The organism is Bradyrhizobium guangxiense, assembly GCF_004114915.1.
GTDB classification, from domain to species: Bacteria; Pseudomonadota; Alphaproteobacteria; order Rhizobiales; family Xanthobacteraceae; genus Bradyrhizobium; species Bradyrhizobium guangxiense.
In genome coordinates this window covers 878,390-900,756 of the sequence record NZ_CP022220.1, presented here as the reverse complement: position 1 = coordinate 900,756, position 22,367 = coordinate 878,390, and the positions used below count along the sequence as shown (strand labels likewise).

Here is a 22,367-nt window from a genome sequence, read left to right as displayed (position 1 = left end):
CACGTTATCGTATGGTCGTTACGCGGAGAACTTCCGCGGGCGACGTGACGCCGGCTCGGCATTTCGCGAGGCCGTCTTGGATCATGGTGGTCATTCCAGATCGAACCGCTGTTCGATCAATCGACACGGCGTCGCAGTGCGCATTCATCAGCTGACGAACCTCATCGGCCACTTCAAGGACCTCGAACAGGCCAACGCGGCCGCGGTAGCCCGTTCCGCCGCAACGCTCGCATCGGCCTGCCTTGTAAACTTCATCACCAACCCGAAGGCCGATCGCGGCGTACCGCCGATCGGCCGCAAACTCCGAGTGCTCGAGCCGGCTCGTTGTTTTGCACCGGTCGCAAAGCTGCCGCACCAGCCGCTGCGCGATCACGGCACGGAGGGTTGAACTCAACAGAAACGCCTCGACGCCGAGGTCCAGCAGTCGCGGCACGGCGGCCGCAGCGGTTTCGGTGTGCAGCGTGGTCAGGACGAGGTGCCCGGTCAGGGCAGCGTGGATCGCTACTTCCGCTGTCTCGGCATCACGGATCTCGCCCACCATGATGACATCCGGATCTTGCCGCACGAAAGCGCGCAATGCCTTCGCGAAAGTCAGGCCGATAGCAGAGTTTACCTGGGACTGATTGATGCCCTTGATTTCGTATTCTACCGGATCCTCGATCGTCAGTATCTTCCGGGAGGATTCGTTGAGGAGGCCGAGCACGGTCGCAAGCGTCGTGGTTTTACCGCTGCCGGTTGGTCCGGTGACCACGATGAGACCGTGCGGGAGCGTCAGGACTGCGCGGAGCTTTGCTTCGTCGTCGGGCGCAAAGCCGAGCTTCTCGATCGCAAGGAGTCCCCGCTCCTTGGGCAGAAGCCGAATGACGGCAGACTCACCATGCTGCGTCGGCATGATAGCGACGCGCAAATCCATTTCAGCTCGCCCAAGTTGGACACGCGCGGCGCCATCTTGAGGCAATCGGCGCTCGGCTATGTTGAGACCCGCCAGGATCTTGATGCGGGAGACTATGGCCTGTGGGAGTACATGGGATGGTGAGGGGATATGGCGAAGCAGGCCATCAACCCGCATACGCACTGCCAGTTCCGTCCTGAAAGGCTCAATGTGTATGTCACTGGCGCGAAGCTCGGCGGCCTTTTCGATCAATTCGGAGACGGCACGGACGACCGGCGCGCCGCTAGCTAGGTCGCGGAGGCTTTCGATATCCTCCTCGCGGACAGCGATGGTATTATCCCTATTCGCTGCGGTGGTCTCGCCTTCGCTAAGGCGCTGAGAGAGCGCGGTATCAATGTCCTCAAACGACGCGATGGCGACCTTTACCGCGGGGCCGAGTACAATCTCCGCGGCGCTGATCGCTGCCGTGTCCGTGGGATCGAACAGGGCAATCACGGCGCGTCCATTCGCGAGCTGATACGGAAAAATCGTCATTTCCCGGAGGAAGCGAGGCGAGAAGTGTTCGACCAAGCTCGTCCCAGCCAAGAGGTCGGCTAAAGCCGCACGGTCATGTTTGAAAAAGGCTGCGACCGCGTCGGCAAACTCCTGGGCCGACAGGTCGGACGATTCGAAAAGCTGGCGCAGCGTGAGCTTTTCGGCGACAAGGCCGCCCATGCCGGCTGCGACATGCGCATCGCCCCGAAGGCGCTCTGCAAACTCAGTCACGGTTTCAGGCCTCATGAAGCGCGGGAGCCTCCTCAAGTGTGAGCTCTGTTTCACCTGGAGTCTCGGGCCATCGCTTTGTGGCAAGTGCGAATGGCCCGTCACGGAGCCGCTCGCGAATATAGCGGACGCAAAGATAATATCGGTACACACTGCTTGAGCGGACTTTGGTGACGGCAGATATATCAGCCGGCTGCCACCAGAGGGGAAGCACGTGGACTAATTGGCCATTCGCGAGCCCCTTGGCCACGTCCCAATAAGAACGCAGCATTATCCCACGGCCGGCAATCGCCCAATTGCGGATGATATCGCCATGGTTGGTGGAGAGGGCAGCGGTGACGTTGATGGTGCGCATCCCGATGGGACCATGCAAAGTCCAGCGCTCGAACACCTCGTCACGTTCGCGCATGACCAGGCACGAATGTCCAGCGAGATCGCCGAGTTCCTCCGGCATGCCGCGTCGATTGAGATAGCTGGGAGCCGCGCAGAGAATGCGTCTTCCCTGCGCAATAGGATGCACGAGCAAGTGAGGCTCGCGTACCCTGCCGACCCGAATGTCAATGTCGACATTCTCCTCAACCAGATCCACGCTCCGATCGACGATTTCCAGCCGAATATCCAATTCCGGGTGTAGGAGCGCCAACTCCGATACAAGTGGTGCGACATGATTGCAGCCAATACCCGAGCTTGCCGTAATTCGTACGCTGCCGCGGGCGACGGAATCGGTCTCAGGACCGTCAGCTACAAAATCCGCATAGGCATCGAGAACGCGCTGCGCTTTGGACAGCAACACTTCCCCATCGCTGCTGAGCACCGCTTGTCGAGCGGTACGCAGGAACAACACGCGTCCGAGTGCCCGCTCAAGTAGCGCGACGCGCTTGCTGACGTAGGCAGGCGACGCACCTAACTCTGTCGCCGCCGCAGCAAAACTTCCCCGCCGCGCCGCAACGATAAACACCTCAAGATCTTGTGCTAATGGTTTCACCCCGACGTTTCCCGATTGCAAAACGGAACTTATTCGCCCGCTAATCTATAATCTTAAGGTCACTGGCTCGCTGACCTCAATGCTCATTATAATATACAAACGATTAGAATAATTTCTTGCGAGGACGTGATCTGCTGGGCAGTTGCGCAAGGTTGGGCCGGCAAACGGCATAGGCCGCGCTGCGACGTCAGCTGGTTAGAGGAAGGGGGCGGCCAGGATGGCGGCGAAGCGCTTAAGCAATCGTCACCACGCGTAAATTATTGGTTGTGCCGGCATCGCCGAAACGTATGCCGGCCACGGCGACGATGACATCGGCATTCTCCGCAAAAGTTCACGTTGAGAGCGGTTTGCGTCGCGCGTTCGACCATCTCCTCGTAGGAGCTTATGTTGGGGGACTTCATGCCGTGGGCGCCCCCACAACAGGCATAGTTGGCGCGAGACCCGTTCCTCCGGTGTGATCGCGAGGATCAGTACCTTGGGACGTTTGCGCGCGATGCGCGTTGCAGTCGTACCGCTCGAGGTGAAGGCGAGGATCGCTGAGGCTCCGATCATCGTTGCGAGATCCGCAGCCGCCGCGGTCGGGGCGGTCTGCTCCTCGTCCGGCTCCGACGCATTGACGATCGAACGATACATTTTATGTCGCTCGGTGCTTTCGATTATGCGGCTCATGTTGGTGGCGGCCTCGCACGGATATTGCGCGGTCGCAGATTCCGCGGACAGCATGATCGCGTCGGCTCCGCCATAGATCGCTGTGGCCGCATCCGAAGTGTCGGCGCGTGTCGGCGTCGGCGCAGCAACCATTGAGCGTCGAGGCGGCACGATCGGATCAATTCCTTTTGTCGGCCGGGAACCTCCGCATGCGGAATTGCGACGCCAAGATCAACGCGCGCGATCACTATCCCATCGGAGAGGCGCACGATGTCATCGATATGCCCGGACGCCGACCGACGGAACAAAGCGAACGGCGTCACCGGCACTGAGGGAAAATCTGCCATTCCTTATGGTACCAACCCGGATCTTTGGCCCCTGCAAGTCCTGAAGAATACCAATAGGGCGGCTGAATCTTCGTTCGAGTTGACGAATTGCGCCATGACGCCTTGCGTGATCTGCCTGTAAGTCGGAACGTATCCGCCCGCCTGGCCCAATGCCGCGAGCATCTCTGGCGAACGGCTGGCGGGTCCGACGGTCGCAATAATCTTGGCTCGCCGACGATGCATGTTTTACCTCGCGAAATTGCGGGGCCGCCCATCAAACAGCCCTGACATTGCCGACGTTCGTGCGTATCGAATCGATGCGAATGAGAGCGCCGACGCGATCAAGAAGGCCGTTGCTATCGCGGGCCGCGAGGCAAGAGCGGATCGAAGTGTGCCGCATGTGCCTGGCCTAGCGCGCTCGGCGCACGATCGTGCCTGGCGCACTCGGCGTCTCCGTCCCAGCCAAGTAGAGCAGCATCACTTTCGCAAACCGGACCTCCAGATCGTTCGTCAAGCCGGATGGGCTCCTGGCCCGATCGGCGTTTGATTGTTCTGCGCATCGACGGCGCTATCGAGAAAACGCTGCAATCAAGGCAGAGCGGATTCAATCTCCAATCGTTTATACAAAAGAATGACATAATAAGACCGGCGTTTTTGATGTTATCGTCGTCGTACGGAGGAACTGATGGACCTGCAACAACTGCGCTGCTTCGTAGCAACAGCCGAAGAGCTTCACTTCGGAAGAGCGGCGCAACGAATGAATATGCTTCCCTCGGCCCTGGGGCGGTTTGTTCGGCTGCTGGAGGAGGATCTCGGCACGCGGCTTCTGACGCGCACGACGCGAAACGTCGCGCTGACGGACGACGGTGTTGTCTTGCTTAAAGATGCGCGTGCGCTGCTGACGCAAGCCGATGCGCTTGCGGTCAGATTTCGGACGCGCTCGCGCAAAGGGGCAACAATCATACGCGTTGGTGCCATCGACAGTGCTGCCGCCGGACTTATTCCGAAACTTCTTAAAGACTTTCGCAAGCGTCGGCCTGATGCAACGATTCAACTGGTCGAGGATAAGACCATTCGTCTGTTGCCGCGCCTTTTGACCGGACGGCTTGATCTCGCCTTCGTGCGCCCCCCAAAAGACGCCAACAAGCGGCTGGAGTTTCTATTTCTCTTCTTTGAGACAGCCGTCGTAGCCCTTCCGCACCATCATCGACTTGCGTCGAGGAAGATGGTCAAGGTTGCGGATCTCAAGAACGAGCCACTGATCGTTCCCGAACGGCGGTCCAGGCCTCATAGCCACGATCTAACGATGAAGCTCTTTGCGGAAGCCGGGCTAGACGCCCGGATTGCTCAGATTGCGGAGGAAAAGCAAACGATCGTCAACCTGGTGTCGGCCGGTTGGGGGATCGCTATCGTACCTAGCTGGACGTCGCGCCTGGCGAGCCGCGGGGTTCGCTATGTCCGGCTCGTGGCGTCGGACATGAACAAACTTCCCCTTGCGGCTGCTTGGTCGCGCGGGACCAGGGATCCCATCCGAGACGACATATTGAAGATGCTGCGGGCCGATCTTGCAGCTTACGCAAAGGAAGCTTGAGTCGCACCCGATCGCACTACTCTCTCCCGCAGACTGCCCGCCACCTATGGCGGGCGTTTTTTTGGGAGTTAGGCAGACTGGGAAAACCACCGGGCCGGAAGGCTACATCATTTCGGGCCACTCGAGGTAGATTCGGAAGAAGCCCATGGGGTTCAAGCGGCCGCGTTATAGACACCGCGGATCTTGGTTTTGTTGTGCTTCCAAAGTTGGTGGAGCGCCGCCTCATCGCGCCATCGCTGTATATTTAGGGGCCTACTATCTTAGGCGGTTATCGGATCGACGAAACCGTGTCCTCTCTTTCCGGAGACGATCTTGCGCAGGATATACCGAAGCGGGCAATCAGCTCGGAGGCGACGCGCGTCGGCGGCCGGATCCGCAAGGCAGATAAGGCCCAGATCCCTTCTGATTTCGGCCTGACGATTGAGCCGGCGCTCAAAGTTCCGTCACGAACTCATGTCTGACCGCGCAGAACGGGAGGACGCCGGGGCAAGGCGCTGCCGGACGAGGTCTTTTAGAGGAATCATCGTGTCGATCTCCAGCACAATCGACACCGACAGATCGATGCCCGCGGCACCGGCGTCGAGAAGGCTTCGAATCGGATTTTGAGCAGAGGGAAAGAGTATAGCAAGCAGGCTCGCGGGGCTGACCGGATCGCCGGCGAACATTTCTGGCGGCCCGATTGCGAACAGCCGCTCCACTGCGAGGCGCTTGCTGATTAAGCGTGGGCTTTCTGGTTGAAGACGTGGACCAACGCGACGTCGATCGAGCGCGTCAACGTCCCTCTAGCAAGTGCGGGCGTACTCGGGCAGACGCTCCCGGTAGGCCCTGATCAGCTCCGCGCCTGCCAATGCAATGACGGACGGGGTAGCACCGATGATGACATCACTGGTGAGATGCTTTCCGTCGGCCATGACTTCCTAACCGGCAAGGTCACGCAGGATCTGAGATGCGCTCCGGTGCAAGAGAAGGCTTGCCTCGGTCATCTGCATTCCTCGACCGTCGCGGTCGAACAGAGGTGTTTGTGAAACGCAATAGTTACGGCTCCGGGGCTAGCAGCGGATCGCACCCCCGATCGGTCGTCCAACTTGGATCGCGCTGATGAACATCGAAACGCACGCGAAGTGGGCTTGCAGGATGCCTCGACAATCGACGGCTCATGAGTATTCGTGCTCCTTGCCTCCCTTTCCAGATGCGCTCAACGATGACCATCGGTACCCGACCGAACACGGTTCAAACACTTTCGGACCGGCGAGCTTGACATTTGCGCTCGCATCGGAGCTCGGCGCCTGGCTTTCTGCAAGAATCATCAGGCACCTTTGGCATAAGACCGCAACCGCTTTTCGAGGACCGTCAAAAGCGTATCGCGAATAGGATCGCGGGAACCACGCAGCCAACTTGCAGCGAGCGGAAGCCGTCCAACTGCTCCAAAGCGCTCCAGCTTGAGCGGAACAAAGCGAACGCCCGCAACAGCCATGCGAGAGGTCCAGCGGGGGACGACGGCCAGTCCCAGTCCAGCCGCAACCATGTTCACGATCGTCTGCTTTTCATCGGCGAGCTGAGCGATGCGGGGCGTCAGCCCGGCGTCCTCGAACAGCTTCATGGTCAAGTCGTGGCTGTGGGGCCGAGATCGCCGATCAGGAACGATCATCGGTTGATGAGCGATCGCCGAGAGCGACAGACATTCGTTACGTGCAAGCGCGTGCCTGCGGGGAAGGGCGACCACTGCGGTTTCCATGAGCAGAGTTTTACATTCGAGCCTTCGGTCCATCTTCTCCGGAGGACGGATGAAAACGAGATCGAGCGCTCCGGAAAGGACCTTGGGAAGCAGCCGGAACGTCTTTTCCTCCAGAAGATGAACGGTGACGTCGGGGTATTTCGCGCGGAAGTCTCGCAACAGCTGCGGCATAAGCCCGGCCGCAGCACTGTCTATGGCGCCTACCTTGAGATTCCGGGCTCCGACCGAACGCGAGCGACCGCGCAAGACGGCCTCCACGGTCGAGACCTTTGAGAGAATGATGCGCGCCTCCCGAAGAAGTAGCGCGCCGTCGTCGGTCAAAGAGACGGCTCGCGTGGTCCTTGCAAACAGCCGCGTACCAAGATCCTCTTCCAAGAGTTTGATGTGGCGGCCGAAGGCGGAAGGTAGCATCTGCAGGTGTTGGGCCGCGCGGCCAAAATGCAGCTGCTCGGCGGCGGCGACGAAACATCTCAATTGACGCAGCTCCATGAGCAGGCCCTTTTGTCGAATCCGAGCCATTATACCATTTTTTTGTACAAATAAGGGCGTATTGAGTGACGCCGTCTCTTCCTTCTAGGCTGGCCGTAGATAAAAGGCATGGCTGCCAGCCGGGGCGCCAGCCGAAAAACGAGGAGGCCCAAGGTGGTGAACGAGGTTCAGAAGCGCACGATCCGTCGAGTAGCTTACCGGATCGTGCCATTCGTGATGCTACTCTACTTCGTCGCGTTTATCGACCGAGTGAACATCGGCTTCGCAGCGCTGACGATGAACAAGGATCTTGGTTTCTCCTCCTCCGTATACGGATTTGGTGCGGGCATTTTCTTCTGGGGTTACTTCCTGTTCGAGGTGCCCTCCAACATCATTTTGGACAAGGTGGGAGCCCGACTGTGGATCGCTCGGGTCATGATCACCTGGGGCTTGATATCCGGGGCAATGGCGTTCGTCCAAGGGCAAACAAGCTTCTACGTTCTTCGCTTCTTGCTCGGCGCGGCCGAAGCTGGGTTCTTCCCAGGAATTATCCTCTATCTGTCCTATTGGTTTCCCGCGCGCCAGCGTGCCGGGATCACCGCTCTGTTCATGGCAGCGGCGCCTCTTTCAACGGTCCTCGGATCGCCCGTCTCGGCCGCTCTTCTGGAGTTGCACGGCTTGTTCGGCCTTAAGGGGTGGCAATGGCTATTTCTCCTCGAGGCGCTACCCGCCATCGTGCTTGGGTTCATCGTGCTCGGATTCATGACGGATCGGCCGGAACAGGCGAAGTGGCTTGCCGATGATGAGCGGGCCTGGCTGGTCGAGGCCATGAATGCGGAGCGGGCGGCCAAGGCAGGGTCGGCGAGCCATAGCGTCTGGCGGGGACTGACGGATCTACGCGTTCTGGCTTTGTCCCTCGTCTACTTCGGCACGTCGGCGGGACTGTACACGCTGGGGGTATGGGCGCCGCAGATCATCAAAGGCTTCGGCCTGTCGAATATGGCGGTTGGATCGCTCAATGCGATCCCGCCGACGATCGCCGTGGTGGCCATGTATCTGTGGTCAAGGCATTCGGACCGCACCAACGAACGGACGTGGCATGTAGTCATCGCTTGCCTCGTTGCGGCGGCCGGGCTCGCGCTGGCAGGCATGTCGACTGGCGTTGCTTCAGTTATCGCTGCGCTGGTGCTGGTGAACGTCGGCATCAGCGCCGCCAAGCCGCCGCTTTGGAGCATGCCGACACTGTTCCTGGCCGGTCCGGCCGCGGCGAGCGGCATCGCAACCATCAACTCCATCGGCAATCTCGGCGGCTTCGTCGGTCCGGCCATGATCGGATGGATCAAGGACCTCACCGGCAGCTTCGAGGGCGGGCTCTATTTCGTCTGCGCACTCTTGTTGTTGTCCGCCACGCTGACGTTGCTGCTCGCGCGCTCGATCGGCCGCCATCAGGCGGCCGTCGCGCACTAATCATACGGAAGAGGAAGGATATCTCTCATGAAGACCTACAACGTTGCGGCAATCCCAGGCGACGGTATCGGCTCCGAAGTTGTGGATGCCGGCGTCGAAGTTCTTAAGGCGCTGGCGAAGCGCGATGGGGCATTCACCTTTCACTTCGACCACTTTGATTGGGGTGGGGAATATTATAAGCGGCATGGCCGCATGATGCCCGAAAACGGGCGCGATCTGATCCGTAATCACGATGCAATCCTGTTTGGCTCCGCAGGGCACCCAGAAATTCCGGACCACATCACGCTTTGGGGCCTGCGGCTCGCGATCTGTCAGCCGTTCGATCAATATGCGAATGTGCGTCCGACCCGCATCCTTCCCGGCATCACCTCGCCCTTGCGTGCCGTCAAGGACAAGGAGCTCGACTGGGTCATCGTTCGGGAAAATTCGGAAGGCGAGTATGCGGGCGTCGGCGGACGGGTCCATCAGGGATCTCCTTTGGAGGCAGCAACCGATGTCGCTATGTTCACGCGCGCCGGTGTGGAGCGGATCATGCGCTTTGCCTTCGGCCTTGCACGGTCTCGTCCCCGCAAGTTGTTGACCGTCGTGACGAAATCCAATGCACAGCGGCATGCAATGGTCATGTGGGATGAAATTGCAGCGGAGGTCGCGCGCGAGTTTTCTGACGTGACGTGGGACAAGATGCTGGTCGATGCCATGACGATGCGCATGGTCATGCGCCCGCAGAGCCTCGATACGATCGTGGCTACCAATCTCCATGCTGATGTGCTGTCCGACCTTGCCGCTGCCCTTGCCGGTTCGCTTGGCATCGCCCCGACCGCCAATCTCAATCCCGAGCGCAAATTCCCATCGATGTTCGAGCCCATCCATGGCTCCGCCTTCGACATCACAGGCAAGGGCATTGCCAATCCCGTCGGGACATTCTGGTCGGCGGTTATGATGCTTGAGCATCTGGGGGAGAATGCAGCCGCGCAGCGGCTCATGAAGGCAATCGAGCGCGTCACCGCCAACCCCGAACTGCATACGCCAGACCTTGGAGGATCGGCGAACACCCGCAAGGTGACAGACGCTGTCGTGAGCGCGATCCAAGCGGAAAACGCGTGAAGCCCCCCAATGTCCGCTGTGTGGACCGACGCACGGGCTCGCAGCTTGCTGCGGCAACTCTTTGATGCCGCAATCGCGAGCGCTGATCCGCGCATAGCCGTCACGACGCATCTGCCGCCAAAGCCCAGCGGACGCTGTATTGTTGTCGGAGCCGGCAAGGCGTCCGCGGCAATGGCTGCGGTGGTCGATGCGGCCTGGCCCGACGTCGAATTGTCGGGGGTCGTTGTGACGCGGCACGGGCACGCGGTGCCGGCGGGCGGGGTCGAAGTCCTTGAGGCGTCGCACCCCGTCCCGGACCACTCGAGCGAGGCCGCGGCGCTGCGGATGCTGGATGCGGTCAGAGGGCTGACGAAGGATGACCTGGTCCTAGCGTTGATGTCCGGTGGCGGGTCCGCACTGATGGCCCTTCCCGCCCCTCCGATGACCCTCGCGGACAAGCAAGCGGTAAACCGGGCATTACTCGCGAGCGGGGCGACGATTGCGGAGATGAATGTGGTGCGCAAGCACCTGTCGGCGATCAAAGGCGGTCGGCTGGCGCTTGCAGCGCGCCCTGCGCGCCTCCTCACCCTCGTGATCTCAGACATTCCGGGGGACGATCCGGCTGCGATCGCCTCCGGCCCGACGCTGCCGGATGCCAGCACGAAGGCCAATGCGCGCGAGATCGTTCGCCGTTTCGGGATCAAGCTGCCCGACTCTGCGCAAGCCGTTCTAGACGGCGGACAAGATACGGCGAAGCCTGGGGACATTGCCGAAGATGTCCGTATTATCGCCGCGCCACTCACGGCCCTTGATGCTGCAGCGCAGCTCGCCAAGCGCGAGGGATTGAGCGCTGTTGTACTTGGGGACGCAATCGAGGGGGAGGCCCGAGAGCTCGGTACCATGATGGCCGGAATTGCCCGGTCGGTCGCTCAGCACGGGCATCCTGTAAAGGCGCCGGCCGTTCTGCTTTCAGGAGGAGAGACGACAGTTAGCATCGGTCATGGCCGAGCAGGTCGTGGTGGTCGCAATACCGAGTTCTTGCTCGGACTTGCGGTGGCCCTTGATGGAGCGGCGGGCATTTGGGCCATTGCCGGGGATAGTGACGGGATTGATGGAACGGAGGATGCCGCCGGCGCTTTGGTGACGCCAGATACCTTGCATCGCGCCGCTGCGAGCCAGCTCGATGCCCGCGCGCTTCTGACGGCTCACGATAGTTACACCTTTTTCGAGCGTCTTGGTGATCTCGTTCGAACAGGTCCCACTCTCACAAATGTCAATGACATTCGGGCCGTTCTGATTGCGCCGACTAGGCAACAGACGTCGTAAGCTGGCAAAGCTCGTTCGTTCGCCTACATAAGGCGCCCGCTCGTGCGAGAGCTCCCGCGAGCGCGTCGTGCAGAGCTGCATGCTCAGAGAGCAACCATTCCACACCAGAACATCCAATCTTTGCCGATATCGACCTCGTATTTGCGAGCGAAGTTCAGTTTGCCATCGTCGGCGACGTCGAATACTGTCAACCCTGCTGGAACCGTCCGAACGGCGCCACCGTCGCGAACGTCAAGCGGCGCAACCGCAGCTGTGACCAGCATTCGTCCGGCCGGATGGATTGAGAATGTCCTGCAATGGAAGGTCAGGGTATCAATGGTCTGGATGAGCGTCGGCTCTCCGCTTGCGGGATTGATCGAAAACACGGCGACAGTATTTTCTCCCTCCCCATGGACCTTTCGGCCCGCGAAATCGATCGTTCCGTCCGAGCGGTTGGCAAGATAGACGAACCGGCCGTTGGGGTGCACGTGGATGGGGCCGACGAACTGGACCGGTAGCCTAGCTTCGTGGTTTTCAGCAGTATATCTTTCGAACAGCGGCTTAGGATCGATGCCTTCGTCACTCGTCCCATAGACCAGCAGCTGGTTGTTGCGTTCCATCGATACGAACATCCACGGTTTTTCCGGATGAAAGTCGACGTGCCGCGGGCCGAAGCCAAGTCCGTTTCCTTTAGTGATCGAAGTCTCATGCGAAAGCTGCCCCGCTTCAAATCGGAAGACTTTCAGGGCTCCGGGATCTTCGGGCTTGCCGGCGCCCGGATCGTTGCCGCGCGTCGGAAGCACGACGAGCTTGCCAGACGGTGAGACACGGACTTGGTGAGCATAGATGCCGGCATCGATTGAGCCGGACTGCTTGATTTCAACTCCGATGGAGCCGTTCTCCCCGAGCGCATGGACGGTCAGATCTGACGGCATGTTGTAAGCAACAAGCAGATAGCGCCCTGCCGGATCGAGCGTGAGGTTAACTGGGCGGTTCTTGAGAAAGACAGGCTCTCCAAATTGCTGCAGCCGCCCCGTGTCTTGATCGATCGCATAGACCGCGACCCCGTGCCGGTCGTCAGCCTTGGAGGTATACCGGTTGCTAAAAGCCACGTAGAGCAGCGGCTTTGATGGATGCTTCCAGGCGTACTGAACCGCCTCTGGCACGCGAATAGTGTCAATTTTCTGCAAGGCGAGCTTCGTGTCGTCGGCCTCGTAACACATCAGCTCGGACCCAACTGCGACGTAGAGGACCGCGCGAGCTGTGTTCTGCGCAGCAACTGCTCGTGGCGATAGCCCCGCTGCGGCAAGGAGGCCTACAAACGTACGGCGGCTGAGTGACACTGCGCGGTTCATGCGTTCAACTCCTCGTAACGTGCTGCTAAGTCTACTCGGCCTCAAAAGGCTGGGCCGGCGGGGCCGGACCAGCCTTCTGTTTATTAGGGCCGCTTTCCGGCTTCGTGAGTGGCGCGAGTCCATGCCCGAGCCTGATCCGAGAGGCTGAAGCCGAGGCCCGGTCGGTTTGGCACGATCATGCGTCCATTCACGACATGGAGTTTCTCGTTGAACATGGCTTCCGACCACTCGAAGTGCTCGACCCAGGGCTCGCGGCCGTAAGCCGCCGTCAGATGAAGGTGGATCTCCATGCAGTAATGGGGAGCGAGCTGCAGCTTCTTATGGTCGGCAAGCGCGAGGATCTTCAGGAAGGGGGTGATGCCCCCGACGCGGGGGGCGTCTGGCTGAATGAAGTCGACCGAATTGTGCCGGATCAGCTCGTAATGTTCATCGACGCTTGTTAGCATCTCACCCGTGGCGATCGGGGTTGCAAGCTCCTTGGCGAGCGCGGCATGCCCTTCGTAATCGTAAGCATCCAGCGGCTCTTCGATCCAGGTCAGGCTGAACTGCTCGGCAATGCGACCAAACCTCAGTGCAGTCGTGCGGTCCCATTGCTGATTGGCATCGATCGCCAGCGGTACGTCGCCAATATGTTTGCGCACTGCCTCGATGCGGGCGAGATCAACCATCGGGTCGGGCTGGCCGACTTTGAGCTTGATGGCGCCGATGCCCTTTTCGAGCGCCATCGAGACGCGCTCCTTGACCTCCTCGATGGGCATGGAGAGATAGCCGCCGGATGTGTTGTAGCAGCGAACCGAATCTCGGTGGGCGCCGAGCAATTTGGCCAGCGGCAGCTTCGCTCGCTTGGCCTTGAGATCCCACAACGCAATGTCAAAGGCGGCAATTGCCTGGGTTGACAGTCCACTACGCCCGACGGAAGCGCCGGCCCAGACCAGCTTGTCCCAGATGCGCGCGATGTCATTGGGATCCTCACCTATAAGTTCACCGGCAATTTCCTTGGCATGAGCGAACTGCCCGGGCCCTCCCGCGCGCTTCGAATAGCTATAGCCGATGCCACTATGGCCCTGCTCGGTTTCGATCTCCGCGAACAGGAACGCGATCTCCGTGAGCGGCTTTTGGCGGCCGGTAAGCACCTTCGCGTCGCTGATCGGTGCGGCAAGTGGAAGGAAAACCAGCGATAGCTTGACCCATGCGATTCGATCGGTGGTGGCTTCGCCGGGCGCAAGTCCCGCAGCTAGCGGATTGGCAATGATGCGTGTCGTGTTTTGCATAAAGTTCATCTGTTCGTCCTCTTTCGTCGTTGAATACTCTTCTGCGGCCCGGCGTCTATTCGGCTGGTATTGGCGCAGCGCGAGGAAGCTCGGGCCTTTCCTGAATGACGGCACGTTGAATCGGGCCCACGATGACCCAGTAGCTGATAATGGCGAGTAGGCCATGGAGGCCGACATAGAGCAGCGCGCCATTGAAGGATCCGGTCGCTGCAAGGATGTAGCCGATCGCAACCGGGGTCGTGATGCCGGCAGTATTACCGATCGCGTTGAAGACGCCGCCGGTCAGCCCGATGACTTCTTTTGGCGCGGTATCGGCCACTACGGTCCAACCTAGCGATCCAAAGCCCTTGCCGAAAAAGGCGGCGCTCATCAGGACTAGGATCAACGTGGTGGAGTCTGTGTAATTGCAGCCGATGATCAGCATCGTCATCAACAGACCAATCGTAATCGGCGTCTTCCTCGCGGTGCTTAGCGATCCGGTCCTGCGAAGAAGCCAATCTGAGAAGAAGCCGGTCATGACGCCGCCAACGAAGCCGGCGATGGCCGGGATGGTCGCCACTAAACTTGCGTCGAGTACCGAAAAGCCGCGGGCCTTGACGAGATAGCTCGGAAACCAGGAGACGAAGAACCAGGTGATGGATGTAATGCCGTACTGCGCGAGGAAGATGCCGACGAGCATGCGGCTGCGGAAGACTTCGGCCAGATCCGACCATTTTGGACCGCGCTCGGCGGAGCGCACAGGAGCTGCGCCGAGGTCGACAAGGCCGCCACCAGAGCGAATGTGATCGAGTTCAGCTGGCGCGACTTTTGGATGTTGAGCAGGCGGATAGTACGTGACGAACCAGAGGGCGGAGAATGCGAGCCCTAGGACGCCCATCACAGTGAAGATGTGCTCCCAGCCGAAGCGATGATCTAGATAGCCCATCAAAGGCGTGAAGATCACGAGGGAGACATATTGCGCGCTGTTGAAGATCGCGCCGGCAATGCCGCGCTCGCTCGATGGAAACCAGGCAGCGATGATGCGCCCAGCAGCCGGCCCGACTGGAGATTCGAACACGCCAAGCAGGAAGCGCAAGGCGAGCATGGCCAGAAACGGATAGGCGAGCCAGGCCACGCCGCTCATCAGGAACGTGACGACCGACCAGAGGATCAATCCGACCAGGATGCTGAGCTTTGCGCCGAGCTTGTCCGTGATCCAGCCAGCGGGCACCTGAGCCAGCACGTAGGCCCATGCGAAAGCGGAAAACATCCAGCCGAGTTCGACCGGGCTGATGCCAAGAGCCTTGGACATATTGGGGCCCGCGATCGAGAGCGTCGCTCGATCGCCGCTGCTTAGTGCCAGCAACATCGTGATGAGTGCCAAGATCACGAAACGAAATTGGAAGCGCGCCACTCTGCTCCCTGACATACGATCCTCCCGTCGAGGTTTTCCCGGATCGATCTCTCGCCGATCACGGAGCCCAACCTAGACGCAGGATCAATTCACGTCTAAACTCAATTTTGGATCGAGCTAATACCTTAAAGTTATCAATGATCGAATTTGCACAAATTCGTGCCTTTGTTGCGGTTGCCGACGAGCTTCATTTCGGGCGAGCGGCCAAGCGCCTCAACATGACTCAGCCGCCACTCAGCCGGCACATCCAGATGCTCGAGCAACAGCTCGATGTGACGCTGCTTGAGCGAACGAGCCGGTCGGTTGAGCTGACCGTCGCTGGAAGGGCGTTTCTCTCTGAAGCGCGAGGGCTGCTTCAGCAACGGGAGAATGCGGTGAAGGCTGCGCGACAAGCAGCCTTATTGGCTGGTGGTGCCCTGACGATCGGCTTCGTGGGGGCTACAACTTACGGGTATTTGCCTTGGCTTGCCTCGTGCTTGCGCAGCGAACTACCGCACATCGAAGCAAGCTTTGTCGAGCTGACCTCGCGCGAGCAGCTCGAAGCTCTCAAATCAGGGCAAATCGATTTCGGCTTGGTGCGCCCATTGCAGACGGCCGAGACGGTCAGAAGCGCATGCGTGTTCCGCGAGGAGCTGGCGCTCGCCCTGCCACTCGATCACCCGCTCGCGGGGCGGCGCCGGCCCGAGCTTGAGCAGCTCGATGGGCAACCCTTCATCATGTATTCGAGCGCTGGCCCCTACATGAACTCGCTGCTGACCATGGCGTTTGGAGCCGCCGGCATCCGGCCGAATGTCGTGCAGTCGATGAGCCAGGCACAAGCCATCCTCGCGCTGGTCAGCACGGGGTTGGGTCTTGCGATTGTTCCCGGAGAGACCCGCAATGCCTGCTTCGACAATGTCGTGTTTCGGCCTATCCGCTTTGGGCGCTCTATCTTTGCTGAATTGCACGCCATCTGGAGAAGTGACAATCGCAATCCTGTTTTACCGCGCCTGCGCGAGCTTGCCTTTCGGGACGAGGGCAGCGGTGTCCGCCGGCCCTTGCAGCTGCAGCCCTAGAGGCCACTAACCAGAACGCGGACCCGGATTCGGTCCGCCACCGCCGCCCTGGGGTGGCTCGTCGCTTACTTCTGCAATGATGTTAAATGGTTGACGAAAGGTCGTAGTGAAGGCCCTGCGTCACTTCGATAAGATTTATCTTATTGTCAACCTTGTGTATTATAAGAAAAAGCTTATTACCGCGGGAAATATTAATATGGTATTCCTTATAGATTTATCAGCTCGTTATATGGTATATCTTATCGGATGAAAGACGCTATCCGGCATCTCGACAGCCGCTTTGCCGCGCTCCGAGCGCTCTCGCACTCCCAGCGCCCTCCCAAGGGCTGGATTCGCGCGATCCGCGACGCCCTCGGCATGACCACCGCCCAATATGCCAAGAGGCTGGGGGTTTCGCAGCCACGCATCGTGGAACTCGAAAAATCCGAGCAAGGCGGCAGCGTAACCCTCAATACGCTTCAACGCGCGGCCGAGGCCCTCGGCTGCAGGCTGGTCTATGTGCTTGTACCCGACCGCCCCCTCGCAGAAGTTGTAACCAAGCGAGCTGCTGAGGTCGCCGAGCGGCAATCACGAGCTATCGAGCAAACGATGCGGCTCGAGGACCAAGCGGGGGAGGACAATCAGGCTGCCCGCGCGCTTCGGGAACAAGCGATCGAGGATTTGTTGAAACGCCCCGCGCGCCTCTGGGACGACGAATGACTGAGACTGATCTGCATGCCGCCGACGATCACGCGACACCGCTGACCCCTCAGGAGCGCGAAGATCTTATCCCAACGCACATTACCTTACGTAGCGAGTTGAACGAACTGGAGCAGCAGAACATCGCGACGGCAAACCGCTGGGCGTTTGGCCGCCGCAAGGTTCCGACGCGGGAAAGTTTTCTCAAGAGTTTGCATCGGCGCATGTTCGAACGCGTCTGGCGCTGGGCTGGAAAATTTCGAACGACGGAGCGCAATCTTGGTGTCGCGCCACATCTGATCGAAATTTCGCTGCATCAGGTGCTCGACGACGCAAGGTATTGGATTGAGAACAACACCTATCCACCGGACGAACTTGCGGTTCGCTTCCATCACCGCCTCGTATCCGTACATCCGTTCCCAAACGGCAACGGTCGCTGGTCACGATTGGCTGCTGACTTGTTGATCGTGCAGCTTGGGGGCCGGCGCTTTACATGGGGCGCCGCCGGCTTGCAGACAGCCGGCACCGCACGCAGGGCCTACATTGCAGCGCTTCAGGCTGCCGACAACCATGATTTCGGGCCCCTCATCGCTTTCGCGCGATCATAAAATGCCCGGCCCACCATCGGGCAAACCCTAACTAAACCAAGGCGCTTTCCTTAGCTAACTCGGTCTACGTCGGAATCAACAGCAGGGATCCGCAGATTTCGCCTGTAGAGCAGCCGTTCGAACGCATACTGTGTGAGCAAGAGATCGAAAGGCTCGTTACGCTGTTTGCAAGATTGAGCAGGCGGCCACGGATGGATGCTCCGACATTCGTCAGCGGCCTACGCATTCAAGGTCAGCGTCTCAAGGCGCGGCTGAACGATTTTGTCCCATATGCCGGCTTCGGCGGCGTATTTTGCGATTTCGGAGGGTGTCGCTTTGCGCAGTCTGATCGCGTCTTTCATCGCTTGCGTGGCGTGCGCAAGGCCTGTGGGGACGTTGTAGAAGGCTTTTTGACGTTGGCCGCTCTTGAAGAGATCGACGATAGTTTTGGCCGGTGTGTAGATCGGTACCGAGATCCCTTCGATGGTGTAATGCTTGATCCCCTTGTCAAACTCCTTGGGACCAAAGCGCGTAATTTGAATGCGAGGCCGCGCAATCTTGGGCCGCCAGTCGCGCGGACCGATCGCCATCCATACATAGGGCGGGATGCGGTCTGTCAGCTCATGGAAGGCGAGCGCAGACTCGTAACAGATGACGCCGTTTCGAATGAGTTTCGCAGCAACTGCGAGCGAGTGGTTACTGTCGAGCAGTGCATCGGGTAGCTGGTAAAGGCCGCGGCTGAGCTGATTGAGCGTGCCCTTCTGTTCCATTCGGGAAATGGTTGCGGCCGTGATCCCTTCCTGGAGAAATTCAGAAAGGCGCATCATGCCCCGCTTCTGAAGAAGCGAGATCGCCCTATCCCTCTGGCGTTGTGGTTGCTTCCTCATGGAAACCCGCATGATACAAAACCTTGCAAGTGTCAAGATTTTGCACAAGGAGTTATATCAATGCGACGTTCCCACAAGACAAATGCCTTTTTGAAACCAAGCACATAACCCCTCGCTTCACTGGCTCGGAATCTGCCCCTCCGGGTCTCACCATGTGGGCAACCCGGCTGGATGAGGCGCACCAAGCCTGCGACAGGCTGGATGGTCTCGTCTCGTGAACCTAAAATTGGGCCATGTCTGAACACGAAGTCGAGTGGTCGCCGGAGCTGATCCATCCTAAGAATGTCGCCGGGACGGCGCTTCTGGGAAAGGCCTGCGATATTCTCGAGCTGATCGGCAGATCACCCGGCGTCCTCGACCAGGCGCGTCTTGCGGACCAGACGGGCATCCCCAGGGCGACCCTGTATCGCATCCTTGCGGCGCTGATCTCGCGTGGACTGATCCGGGCAGATCCGCGCACCCAGGCCTACACGCTTGGTTTCAACTTTCTCGATCTTGCACAGAATGCTTGGTCGTCGTCTGACCTTGCGTCAATTGCGTCCGTAGAGTTGAGGCGCTTACGCGATTTGACCGGTGAGACCGCCTATCTCGCGGTTCAAGACGGTCACCACGTGCTCTCGCTCGGCCGCTTCGAGAGCGCACATTCCGAGCGATCCAATGCGAGGCTCGGCGCGCTTAAACCGATGCATTGCACAAGCCAGGGCAAGGCGATCCTCGCTCATCTCTCCGACGCGCAACTCGACTTGGTGGTCCGCGACGGGCTTGCCAAGTTTACCGAGAAGACGATTTGTGACGGCGAGCAGTTGAAGGCACATCTGGCCATCGTCCGTGCGCGCGGCTATGCGATCGATGACGAAGAGATAGTTCTCGGCACCCGCTGCGTCGGAACGGCTATTCTCGATCCCGCCGGCAAACCGCTTGCGGCCATCAGCGTGGCCGGCCCGACTTTTCGCATCACCGCCGAGCGCGCCGAACGATTAGGGCAAGAGCTCGTTGATGTCGCAAGACGGATTTCGAGCCTGCTCGCACCTGCCATCAAGAGCGCTCGGCATGATCCGGGAAATTACAAGGTCTGGACGAAGAGCACAGCCTTTGTGGGCGCGGCGCCGCGCTGGGATGCGCGCGCGCAGAACTTGGTTTGGGCCGACCTGTTGGCGCCTGCTATCCGCGCCGACGGCGGGCATCCCTTCACCGTCTCGCTGCAGGCGCTCTCTGAGGGCATCAACTCGCTGTGCCTTGTCGAGGGCGGCGTCGCCTATTCAGTTGGCCATGACATCGTGATCGACAATTTATCGGGCGGCCAGGAGCGCATTGAAGGAAAGCCGGGTATTTCCTTCAAAGTGCTGCGCGTCTCGGAGGCTGGTGAGATCTGGGCAGCAGCCTACAGCGCCGAGGCCAACATAAGCCTGGTTGGACCGTGGCGACGGCAATCGGGGATGGAACCGGTGTTCGAAGTGCAAGGCCAGGTGAGCGACATCGCCTTTTGCGGTGATGCCGGCCTGTTCGCGACGGAGCCATCGCGTCAATGCGTCTATCTGCTTGAGCGAAAGGCGGCGCGAAAGCGAAAATTCGCCGATATTCCGAAGGTCGCGGGCGCTCCTTGCGCCCTCGCCGTCGACGAGCAATTTAACCCATGGGTTGGATTGTCGGACGGCTGGAGCGTCGTGAAGCTTAATGAGAGCGGAGAGATTGAGCGAACCGTCGCCCTCCCCGTGCCAAGACCAACCGGTATCGCGTTTGGAGGAGCCTCCCTGTCCGAGCTCTTCGTGACCAGTGCCCGCACCGGCCTGTCGCGCGAAAGCCTCGCCAATGCTCCTCTTTCGGGACACCTCCTGTCGATCGATGTCGGCGAGCGCGGCCTCGCCGATCCAGTCGCAAGGCTTTGACCCAGGCCACTCGCATTATGCCCCAAAGCAACACCGTACCCAAGATCATCTCACTGCAAACCTTTCCGGTGCGCATTCCGTTCGCCGATGGCGGCCCGGGCACGGGCGGCACGCCGTCCCGCTGGCATCGCCTCGACATGGTGCTGATTCGTATCGAAGATGAGGATGGGCATGTCGGCTGGGGCGATGCCTTTGCCTATTTCTGCTTGGAGGCGGTGCGCGCGGCCGTCGATCACATGATCGCGCCGTTTGTGACCGAGGCAGCCATCGACGATATCGCTGCCTGGAACCTGGAGGTGCAAAAGAAACTTCATCTCTTTGGACGCTACGGCATAACCATGTTCGCGCTGTCAGGGGTCGACATCGCGCTGTGGGACTTGAAGGCGAAACGGCAGGGCGTGCCGCTATGGCGGCTTTTCCGGGCGAATGCGCCGACGCACCGGCCGGCCTATGCGAGCCTCGTCAGGTATGGCGACAAGGACCTCGTCGCTGAGCAATGCAAGCGGGCGCTCGAGCGCGGCTACCGGCACATCAAGCTTCACGAGATCGCCCCGGATGTAATCAGGCACGCGCGCGAGGTCATCGGGCCCGGTGTCGCGCTGATGGTTGACGCCAATTGCGCCTGGTCCATGCAGGAGACGATCGCTTTGCGAGAAACGTTCCGCGCCTGCAACACCTTGTGGGTGGAGGAGCCGGTATTCCCGCCCGACGACTACAAGAGTATGGAGGAGATTGAGAAGGCCGCAATCCCCGTTGGCAGCGGTGAGAACGCCAGCACGGCCTTTGATTTCATGCGGATCATCAACGCTGTTACCTATCCACAGCCGAGTATGACAAAAGTCGGCGGGATCTCCGAATTCGTCAAGATCTTGGCCGCATGCGAGCGACACGGTAAGAGCGTCATGCCACATACGCCTTACTTCGGGCCGGGATATCTTGCGACCCTGGCGATGCTGCCTTTGATGCAGGAGAAGACGCTGATCGAGTTCCTGTTCGTCGACCCTGAAGTGTGGCTCGCGAGCACACCGAAGCCGGGGAAGGGGGGTGTCAGCGCATCTGATCGCATCGGCATCGGCTTTGAACCAGATCTCGATGTCCTCAAGCGCTACGCTCCCCGCACCTGATCTCAACATGTGAGACGGCGCACTCGCTGCGAGCTTGATAGGCCTTCCGCCGAGCACTGCTGCCGCTATGGTGATGCCTGAAGGCAAGCATTGCACTGCTTGCGCTGGTTTAGATTCCGTTCTTGGAGGTAGATACGCATGGCTCCGATTGCTTCCCAAACCCTCGAAAAGCTGAAGGCCTGCTCGACAGCGACGCTGACCACGCAGCTCTTCAAGCGCAACTATCGTCAGCAATTCCTGGTTGGGATCACGCCGCTCAATCCGAGCGCTGGTGCGTTTGCCGGGGAGGCTTTCACCTTGCGCTTCATTCCCTCGCGGGAAGACAAGGACTGGGATCTTTCTGATCTCCGCAAGCGGGGTGAGGACAATATGCAGTGGGAGGCCGTGGAGGCGATTGGTGCAGGCCAAGTCCTGATGATCGACAGCCGCAACGACCCGCGTGCCGCATCGGCCGGCAACATGTTGATGACGCGCATGATGCGCAAGGGCGTTGCGGCAGCCATTACCGACGGCGCATTCCGCGACGGGACAGAAATCTCAAAAATGGCGTTTCCCGCTTACTGCAGGGCCAACACGGCCTCGACGCGCCCTGCCTATCATCGCGCGGTTGACATGCAATTGCCAATCGGCTGCGCCGATGTTGCCGTTTACCCCGGCGACATCATCGTCGGGGACAGCGATGGCGTCGTCGTCATCCCACGTGCCATCGCCGAGGAGGTGGCGGAGGAGTCTCATGAGCAGGAGCTGCGCGAGAGATTTCTATTCACCAAGATCGATGCTGGCGCGCCTCTTTGGGGCACCTACCCGCCGAACGAGGCAACGCTGAAGGAATACGCGGAATGGCGAGCCCGGCGAGCGGCGGAGTAAAG

At 59.8% G+C, this 22,367-nt stretch carries 18 protein-coding genes and 1 pseudogene; 10 read left to right on the top strand and 9 right to left on the bottom strand.

The genetic code is table 11. From position 1 onward, the window contains the following. Positions 1 to 4: 4 nt before the first annotated feature. The 3 genes and pseudogenes from X268_RS38725 to X268_RS38715 all read right to left on the bottom strand — a co-directional run bounded on the left by X268_RS38725 (position 5) and on the right by X268_RS38715 (position 3,856). Complete coding sequence (locus X268_RS38725; RefSeq protein WP_128930063.1) at positions 5 to 1,672, bottom strand: GspE/PulE family protein; 1,668 nt, start codon at positions 1,670 to 1,672, stop codon at positions 5 to 7. Next, positions 1,662 to 2,639 carry a LysR substrate-binding domain-containing protein gene (locus X268_RS38720; protein WP_128930062.1) on the bottom strand — a complete coding sequence of 326 codons (978 nt, stop codon included), beginning with the start codon at positions 2,637 to 2,639 and terminating at the stop codon, positions 1,662 to 1,664. The genes X268_RS38725 and X268_RS38720 overlap by 11 nt, the downstream gene beginning before the upstream one ends. 232 nt (positions 2,640 to 2,871) lie before the next feature. After that, positions 2,872 to 3,856: pseudogene (locus tag X268_RS38715) on the bottom strand (pyruvate kinase). Between the two features lie 442 nt (positions 3,857 to 4,298). Here X268_RS38715 and X268_RS38710 point away from each other — a divergent pair. Beyond that, positions 4,299 to 5,204, top strand: coding sequence for a LysR family transcriptional regulator (locus X268_RS38710; RefSeq protein ID WP_128930061.1), 906 nt, complete (start codon positions 4,299 to 4,301; stop codon positions 5,202 to 5,204). 443 nt (positions 5,205 to 5,647) lie between these two features. Here the strand turns inward: X268_RS38710 and X268_RS38705 are convergent, their stop codons facing one another. After that, on the bottom strand, positions 5,648 to 5,902 hold the full coding sequence (locus tag X268_RS38705) for a type 2 periplasmic-binding domain-containing protein (RefSeq protein WP_232995554.1): 255 nt from the start codon (positions 5,900 to 5,902) through the stop codon (positions 5,648 to 5,650). Positions 5,903 to 6,510: 608 nt separating this feature from the next. Next, positions 6,511 to 7,428, bottom strand: a complete 918-nt coding sequence (locus tag X268_RS38700; protein WP_128930059.1) for a LysR family transcriptional regulator — start codon at positions 7,426 to 7,428, stop codon at positions 6,511 to 6,513. Between the two features lie 153 nt (positions 7,429 to 7,581). Here X268_RS38700 and X268_RS38695 point away from each other — a divergent pair, with 153 nt between their 5' ends. From X268_RS38695 to X268_RS38685, 3 genes are read left to right on the top strand one after another with little or no spacing between them, the layout of a single operon-like run. Continuing rightward, positions 7,582 to 8,874, top strand: a complete 1,293-nt coding sequence (locus tag X268_RS38695; protein ID WP_128930058.1) for an MFS transporter — start codon at positions 7,582 to 7,584, stop codon at positions 8,872 to 8,874. Between the two features lie 27 nt (positions 8,875 to 8,901). Further along, a complete protein-coding gene (locus X268_RS38690) occupies positions 8,902 to 9,978 on the top strand; it encodes a tartrate dehydrogenase (RefSeq protein WP_128930057.1) in 1,077 nt (358 codons plus the stop codon). Positions 9,979 to 9,987: 9 nt separating this feature from the next. Further along, positions 9,988 to 11,283, top strand: coding sequence for a glycerate kinase type-2 family protein (locus X268_RS38685; protein ID WP_128930056.1), 1,296 nt, complete (start codon positions 9,988 to 9,990; stop codon positions 11,281 to 11,283). Between the two features lie 83 nt (positions 11,284 to 11,366). On the opposite strand, the gene X268_RS38680 is transcribed toward X268_RS38685, so the two are convergent. The 3 genes from X268_RS38680 to X268_RS38670 all read right to left on the bottom strand — a co-directional run bounded on the left by X268_RS38680 (position 11,367) and on the right by X268_RS38670 (position 15,179). Next, the gene (locus X268_RS38680) at positions 11,367 to 12,617 is read right to left on the bottom strand and encodes a lactonase family protein (protein WP_164933592.1); all 1,251 of its coding nucleotides are present in this window, start codon (positions 12,615 to 12,617) and stop codon (positions 11,367 to 11,369) included. An 83-nt stretch (positions 12,618 to 12,700) separates the two neighbouring features. Beyond that, complete coding sequence (locus tag X268_RS38675; protein ID WP_128930202.1) at positions 12,701 to 13,888, bottom strand: L-talarate/galactarate dehydratase; 1,188 nt, start codon at positions 13,886 to 13,888, stop codon at positions 12,701 to 12,703. Between the two features lie 55 nt (positions 13,889 to 13,943). Then, complete coding sequence (locus X268_RS38670) at positions 13,944 to 15,179, bottom strand: MFS transporter (protein WP_347341926.1); 1,236 nt, start codon at positions 15,177 to 15,179, stop codon at positions 13,944 to 13,946. 239 nt (positions 15,180 to 15,418) lie between these two features. Here X268_RS38670 and X268_RS38665 point away from each other — a divergent pair, with 239 nt between their 5' ends. The 3 genes from X268_RS38665 to X268_RS38655 all read left to right on the top strand — a co-directional run bounded on the left by X268_RS38665 (position 15,419) and on the right by X268_RS38655 (position 17,622). Further along, positions 15,419 to 16,336 (top strand): LysR family transcriptional regulator, encoded by a 918-nt coding sequence (locus X268_RS38665; RefSeq protein WP_128930053.1) that lies wholly within the window; start codon positions 15,419 to 15,421, stop codon positions 16,334 to 16,336. A 246-nt stretch (positions 16,337 to 16,582) separates the two neighbouring features. Next, complete coding sequence (locus tag X268_RS38660; protein WP_128930052.1) at positions 16,583 to 17,035, top strand: mobile mystery protein A; 453 nt, start codon at positions 16,583 to 16,585, stop codon at positions 17,033 to 17,035. Further along, on the top strand, positions 17,032 to 17,622 hold the full coding sequence (locus X268_RS38655; protein WP_128930051.1) for a mobile mystery protein B: 591 nt from the start codon (positions 17,032 to 17,034) through the stop codon (positions 17,620 to 17,622). The genes X268_RS38660 and X268_RS38655 overlap by 4 nt, the downstream gene beginning before the upstream one ends. 218 nt (positions 17,623 to 17,840) lie before the next feature. Here the strand turns inward: X268_RS38655 and X268_RS38645 are convergent, their stop codons facing one another. Next, positions 17,841 to 18,428, bottom strand: a complete 588-nt coding sequence (locus X268_RS38645; RefSeq protein WP_232995553.1) for a type IV toxin-antitoxin system AbiEi family antitoxin domain-containing protein — start codon at positions 18,426 to 18,428, stop codon at positions 17,841 to 17,843. Positions 18,429 to 18,721: 293 nt separating this feature from the next. On the opposite strand from X268_RS38645, the gene X268_RS38640 reads away from it, so the two are divergent. The 3 genes from X268_RS38640 (at position 18,722) to X268_RS38630 (ending at position 22,365) form a co-directional block, all read left to right on the top strand. Continuing rightward, positions 18,722 to 20,374, top strand: a complete 1,653-nt coding sequence (locus X268_RS38640; RefSeq protein WP_128930050.1) for an IclR family transcriptional regulator domain-containing protein — start codon at positions 18,722 to 18,724, stop codon at positions 20,372 to 20,374. Between the two features lie 17 nt (positions 20,375 to 20,391). Continuing rightward, positions 20,392 to 21,498, top strand: coding sequence for a mandelate racemase/muconate lactonizing enzyme family protein (locus X268_RS38635; RefSeq protein ID WP_128930049.1), 1,107 nt, complete (start codon positions 20,392 to 20,394; stop codon positions 21,496 to 21,498). Between the two features lie 138 nt (positions 21,499 to 21,636). Then, the gene (locus X268_RS38630; protein ID WP_128930048.1) at positions 21,637 to 22,365 is read left to right on the top strand and encodes a ribonuclease activity regulator RraA; all 729 of its coding nucleotides are present in this window, start codon (positions 21,637 to 21,639) and stop codon (positions 22,363 to 22,365) included. Positions 22,366 to 22,367 lie beyond the last annotated feature (2 nt).

Coding starts and splice junctions, on each gene's coding strand:
- X268_RS38690 (WP_128930057.1), top strand. CDS start 8,902: ATGAAGACCTACAACGTTGCGGCAATCCCAGGCGACGGTATCGGCTCC.
- X268_RS38660 (WP_128930052.1), top strand. CDS start 16,583: ATGAAAGACGCTATCCGGCATCTCGACAGCCGCTTTGCCGCGCTCCGA.
- X268_RS38635 (WP_128930049.1), top strand. CDS start 20,392: ATGCCCCAAAGCAACACCGTACCCAAGATCATCTCACTGCAAACCTTT.
- X268_RS38710 (WP_128930061.1), top strand. CDS start 4,299: ATGGACCTGCAACAACTGCGCTGCTTCGTAGCAACAGCCGAAGAGCTT.
- X268_RS38640 (WP_128930050.1), top strand. CDS start 18,722: ATGTCTGAACACGAAGTCGAGTGGTCGCCGGAGCTGATCCATCCTAAG.
- X268_RS38630 (WP_128930048.1), top strand. CDS start 21,637: ATGGCTCCGATTGCTTCCCAAACCCTCGAAAAGCTGAAGGCCTGCTCG.
- X268_RS38665 (WP_128930053.1), top strand. CDS start 15,419: ATGATCGAATTTGCACAAATTCGTGCCTTTGTTGCGGTTGCCGACGAG.
- X268_RS38700 (WP_128930059.1), bottom strand. CDS start 7,428: ATGGAGCTGCGTCAATTGAGATGTTTCGTCGCCGCCGCCGAGCAGCTG.
- X268_RS38655 (WP_128930051.1), top strand. CDS start 17,032: ATGACTGAGACTGATCTGCATGCCGCCGACGATCACGCGACACCGCTG.
- X268_RS38675 (WP_128930202.1), bottom strand. CDS start 13,888: ATGCAAAACACGACACGCATCATTGCCAATCCGCTAGCTGCGGGACTT.
- X268_RS38670 (WP_347341926.1), bottom strand. CDS start 15,179: ATGTCCAAGGCTCTTGGCATCAGCCCGGTCGAACTCGGCTGGATGTTT.
- X268_RS38685 (WP_128930056.1), top strand. CDS start 9,988: ATGTCCGCTGTGTGGACCGACGCACGGGCTCGCAGCTTGCTGCGGCAA.
- X268_RS38680 (WP_164933592.1), bottom strand. CDS start 12,617: ATGAACCGCGCAGTGTCACTCAGCCGCCGTACGTTTGTAGGCCTCCTT.
- X268_RS38725 (WP_128930063.1), bottom strand. CDS start 1,672: ATGAGGCCTGAAACCGTGACTGAGTTTGCAGAGCGCCTTCGGGGCGAT.
- X268_RS38645 (WP_232995553.1), bottom strand. CDS start 18,428: ATGATGCGCCTTTCTGAATTTCTCCAGGAAGGGATCACGGCCGCAACC.